Source organism: Kaarinaea lacus (assembly GCF_975902315.1).
The window spans coordinates 1-4,773 of sequence record NZ_CDLKIE010000136.1 but is presented as its reverse complement, the minus strand read 5'-3'; the positions used below and the strand labels follow the sequence as shown (position 1 = coordinate 4,773).

At 46.3% G+C, this 4,773-nt stretch carries 5 protein-coding genes; 1 reads left to right on the top strand and 4 read right to left on the bottom strand.

The window, feature by feature from the left end:
* Positions 1-721: hypothetical protein (locus ACWVCM_RS03710; RefSeq protein WP_455200365.1), on the bottom strand; the 721-nt coding region annotated here is incomplete at its 3' end.
* A complete protein-coding gene (locus tag ACWVCM_RS03705; protein WP_455200364.1) occupies positions 721-1,089 on the bottom strand; it encodes a sirohydrochlorin chelatase in 369 nt (122 codons plus the stop codon). The genes ACWVCM_RS03705 and ACWVCM_RS03710, both read right to left, overlap by 1 nt.
* Positions 1,090-1,343: 254 nt before the next feature.
* On the opposite strand from ACWVCM_RS03705, the gene ACWVCM_RS03700 reads away from it, so the two are divergent.
* On the top strand, positions 1,344-1,598 hold the full coding sequence (locus ACWVCM_RS03700; protein WP_455200363.1) for a hypothetical protein: 255 nt from the start codon (positions 1,344-1,346) through the stop codon (positions 1,596-1,598).
* A gap of 144 nt (positions 1,599-1,742) precedes the next feature.
* On the opposite strand, the gene ACWVCM_RS03695 is transcribed toward ACWVCM_RS03700, so the two are convergent.
* The gene (locus tag ACWVCM_RS03695) at positions 1,743-4,409 is read right to left on the bottom strand and encodes a calcium-translocating P-type ATPase, PMCA-type (protein WP_455200362.1); all 2,667 of its coding nucleotides are present in this window, start codon (positions 4,407-4,409) and stop codon (positions 1,743-1,745) included.
* A gap of 162 nt (positions 4,410-4,571) precedes the next feature.
* A partial coding sequence (locus ACWVCM_RS03690; RefSeq protein ID WP_455200361.1) for a hypothetical protein occupies positions 4,572-4,773 on the bottom strand: 202 nt, incomplete at its 5' end.

Below are 4,773 nucleotides of genomic sequence, written 5' to 3'. Positions count from 1 at the left end.
TGTAATAGCCATTGGGCAACAATAATAATGACTCCGAATTGAAATGCCTCTCACCCTTCACGTTACTATTTGGCATTTTTGGACATACAAGTGAAAACTGCACCAGACTGGATGATTGAAAACGTTCTCGAAGTTGCTGCCATCTGGATCCATAATCATCGTCCCAGTCTTTACAAAGCACGAACAGTGCGACAGGCACCTGGCAAACAGAAATAAATTCGCCTAATCTGGGAACAACACTTTCCGCATAGTTCGGTAAAAAGTCATCAAATGGGTCGAGCAACATTAGAGACACCGAATTCGCGGGCACTTCACAATTAATGATGGAAAAGCTTTCCTGCGTATCAAAACCGTCAAATTGAATAGACTCGAATCCTTCTTCGAGCAAATCCTCCATCGCAATTAGATTACGATCCGATACTTTAATGACTGCTTTACGATTTGCGTTAGCCGTAATATTTTTTACAAGAGTTCCACTTCCATAATAGCGTTTCGCAGCATCAACCTGTCCTCGCATTAATGCACTACCTGGAATTTTTTGCATACGACGGAGCACCTCATAATGTGGTTGCACTACGTATGGCCTACCAGCAAATGGATCCAGGAAGACAAAATCTGATTTACTGATTGTCAACCACCACTCAACATACTCCGCAATCAGGCCATGCTTGATGAAATCACCAGCATTCCCCATATCGTAGGGTAGCTGCTGTGCTTTCATTAGGGATCTTGTTGCGCAGTGGTTAAGATGATTCCAGGTAGCTCTGTCGCCTGTCCCAGGTGAGGCGCAACAGAAACATTCACATCTGGGTACTTTACAACAACTGGCGCTATTTCTTCCGGAATATCTTCTACCACATGCCTGCCAGCTGCGAGAAAATAGGGAAACACAACAATATTTGTCGCACCGCGTTTAATACAAGCTTCTAATCCTTCAGGAATAGATGGCTCAGCAAGCTCCAGGAATGCAGCTGACACATCATCAAAATCAACACCATCCTGATTGCTCACTCGCTCTGCTAACAACCGTACTTCGTCGTTAGATTTCTCTCTGCGGCTACCATGGGCTACGATCAACAGACATTTCATAATGATTAATAAACTCGCTTTTTAATCCATAATACCACTTCCTGCTTTTGTTGCCAGTTACATAGAAAAATCGGTGCCAACAGAAGCAGCCACGGTACCTGCCGGCCATGAAAATATCCCTTTACAATTTGGTGGTATTGTCTTAAGCCTCTCTTAATCTTGCCATAACTTTCTCATCATCGAGATTTTGTTTAATACACTCCAGCACAGTACATGTAACCTTCATTAATCAGATAACAAACGAGGACAGAACAATGACAAACTCAACAGCAAGCCGGATTCTACGAGTAGTATTTGGCAGTAGCCTGATTGTAGCAACGATGGCAGTAAACTCAGCTCCCCTGGGCGGATTTGCCATCCTTCCCCTGATCGCAATCCCGATGGTTCTTTCAGGCCTTTATGGTGAGAATCCTGTCGGTGAATTAACTGCCAGGCCTGTGAATATCATCAAGGCAGGTGTTACCGGTTTGTTCGCAAAAGTTTTCAAACGTAGCGCTGTTGCTGCTTAGTCACGGATAGTAATTTTTTACCTGGGCACGAAAGAGTAAACTTCCTGTCACTTTATCCTCCCTGTTAACAGGGAGTCCTCTTTCCCACCCTTCCCCTCCCTCTCTCGTTTTGAGAGAGGGATTTTTTTATTCGTCAGGGGGTCATCAAGCCCTAACTGTGTAGAGATCGTCACCATAGATGTTCCAGTGACGTATCATCCATTTCTCAATCTCCACTGCAACGAATATCACGCTGGACAACGCGAAACATATTGCTAGCTCATTCAAAGACAGCGGCTGGGTTTTAAATATCGGTTGAAGAAATGGCAAATAGATTGTTGCCAGTTGCAACAGAATAGTCAGCAGAATAGCGCCTATCAAGTAGAAGTTGGAAAATACTCCTATCGTAAATAGTGATTCCCGTTCTGAGCGTATGGCCATAACATGCGCCAATTGCGCAAAAGTAAGTGTTGTAAAGACCATGGTCTGCCAGGTCGTGGAACCCGCGTGAAATGCCCAGGCCTGAGCTATCAGGGAAACCGCACCTATTAGCAATCCGACCCATAGCATATGCTGCCATAGGCCATGGGCGAAGATACTTTCGTTGGGCGGACGTGGCGAGCGTTTCATGAGTCCCCGATCGCCTGGCTCGACAACCAGTGCCAATCCCGGCAGACCATCGGTGACCAGGTTGATCCACAGTATATGTATCGGCAGCAGCGGAATGGGTAAACCAAGATAAGGTGCAAGAAACAATACCCAAATCTCTCCTGAATTACTGGTAAGGGTATACTTGATAAACTTGCGTATATTATCGAAGATACGTCGCCCTTCTTTCACCGCGGTAACAATAGTGGAGAAATTGTCATCCAGCAATACCAGCTGCGAGGCTTCTCGCGCCACGTCGGTTCCTTTCTGGCCCATCGCTACACCGATATCGGCACGTTTTAGGGCCGGGGCATCATTCACACCATCGCCCGTCATGGCAACATATTCGTTGAGATCCTGCAGTGCTTTAACGATTTTAATTTTCTGCGTAGGAGATACGCGCGCGTAGACCCGCACTTCTTTCACCACATCTTCAAACTGTTCGATAGAGAGCTTATCCAGATCAACACCTGTCAATACCGTTTGATGCGGATTCGCAATACCCAGACGTTCGGCTATCGCCAGGGCAGTAGCAGGATGGTCACCGGTAATCATCACGGGCGTAATGCCGGCACTTTTGCATAGTTTCACCGACTCAAAAGTTTCCGCTCGCGGGGGATCGATCAAGCCTACCAGGCCGATAAAAGTCAGATCACTTTCCATGGTGTTGTGGTTTACGGTATGCGGTAATGTTGACCAGCTTCGATACGCTAAACCCAAAACACGATACCCCTGGCGTGCCATCTGCTCTACCTGCTGTTTGACGGCATCTTTATCCAGCGGCTGTAACCCTTTGGAGGTCAATACATTGCCGCAATTGAGCACGATGTTTTCCGCGGCGCCTTTTGTAAAAGAAATAAAATTATTTCCATCCTGATGGATGGTTGTCATACACTTGCGATCAGCGTCAAACGGTAACTCATCAATGCGCGGCAAAGCGGATAGAAACTGCGATTTACTAAAACCCGCTTTTTGCGCAGCCTCGTACATCGCCACTTCTGTTGGATCACCCCGTAAATGGCCATCCTGGTTTTCCGTAACATCACTGTTTAATACCAGCGCTTTGCTGAATAACTCCCACACCTCAGTACCGCTATCGGCCAGTGTTTCATGCATTTCGCCATCGCAGTAGACTGATTCCAGGCGCATGGAATTTTCAGTTAATGTACCTGTTTTGTCTGAGCATATATATGTTACTGATCCCAGGGTTTCGACAGCAGGTAAGCTGCGAATCAACGCCTTGAGTGCCACCATTTTCCGTGCGCCCAGCGCCAAAGAAATCGTAACAACCGCTGGCAAGGCTTCAGGTATAGCTGCAACCGCAAGGCTAACCGCGGTTAGAAACATCAATATCGTTGGCTCGCCCCGCAACAGGCCAGTGACAAAAATAACGGCACAAATACATAAAATCAGAATCGCCAGACGCTTTCCAAAGCGGGCCAGTCTTTTTTGTAGCGGGGTCCTGGTGGTGTCTTCTTCTGTGAGTAAAGTTGCAATCTTACCGATTTCGGTTTGCATACCCGTTGCAGCGACAAATCCTTCCGCCCGACCCCGCGTAACCACGGTACCTTTAAAAACCATGTTTAATCGATCACCGACCGGTGCATCAGGGTCATCCAGCGTTGCAGATACCTTGTCGACCGGTTGAGACTCACCGGTCAGGGCAGCTTCATTAATCTGTAGTTGCGCCACGGTAGCCAGACGGATATCGGCAGGTACGAGGTTACCGTCTTCCAGTAACACAACATCGCCCGGCACTAAATCACTTGCAGGAACATTTTGCACCTGCCCGCCACGCCTTACCGTCGCCGTAGGAGCCGCAAGTTTTTTTAATGCCTCAAGCGCTTTCTCGGCGCGGTAATCCTGTACGAATCCTATGACTGCATTTAGCACAATAATTACAACAATGGCTATAGCATCCTGAGGCTCACCGATAAGACCAGAAACGATTGCTGCTGCAATTAAAACGATGATCATGAAATCAGAGAACTGGGCAAGCAGGATATGGCCTACACCTCGACCTTCCTTGGTAATAATTGCATTGGGCCCATAGGTATTCTGGTGTTTTTCTACTTGATCAAGTTCCAGACCACGCGAAAACTCAACCTGTAGCTGCGAAGCAGTCTGATCAGCTGTCAGGAGATGCCAATTGACGGAACCAGGTTCTTTTTGTTCCACAGACATGAAATTGCCAAGTATGTAAAGTAATCAATAACCAAATAGTGCTTTACCAAACATCAATTACTATACTTCATAAAAATAACCTGAAACATTGACGTTGATTAAGATACTTTTGAAATCTGCAATGAGAATATTCCTGGGCGGGTTATGGTTACCTGGTTGATTTCAATGCCCATACAAAAACATAATAAAGGTATTGAGCAAGTAAACGCAGAACAGGAAAATACTCACCCACCCTACCATCTTTAAAACACGGGTTTCCGATCGATAAAATAATCCAACAATGGCAACACCCGTCATCATAATCGCAGACAGGGCAGACACTGCATGAGTCGCCGAAACATTTTCCAGTAATGGACCTTTTGTA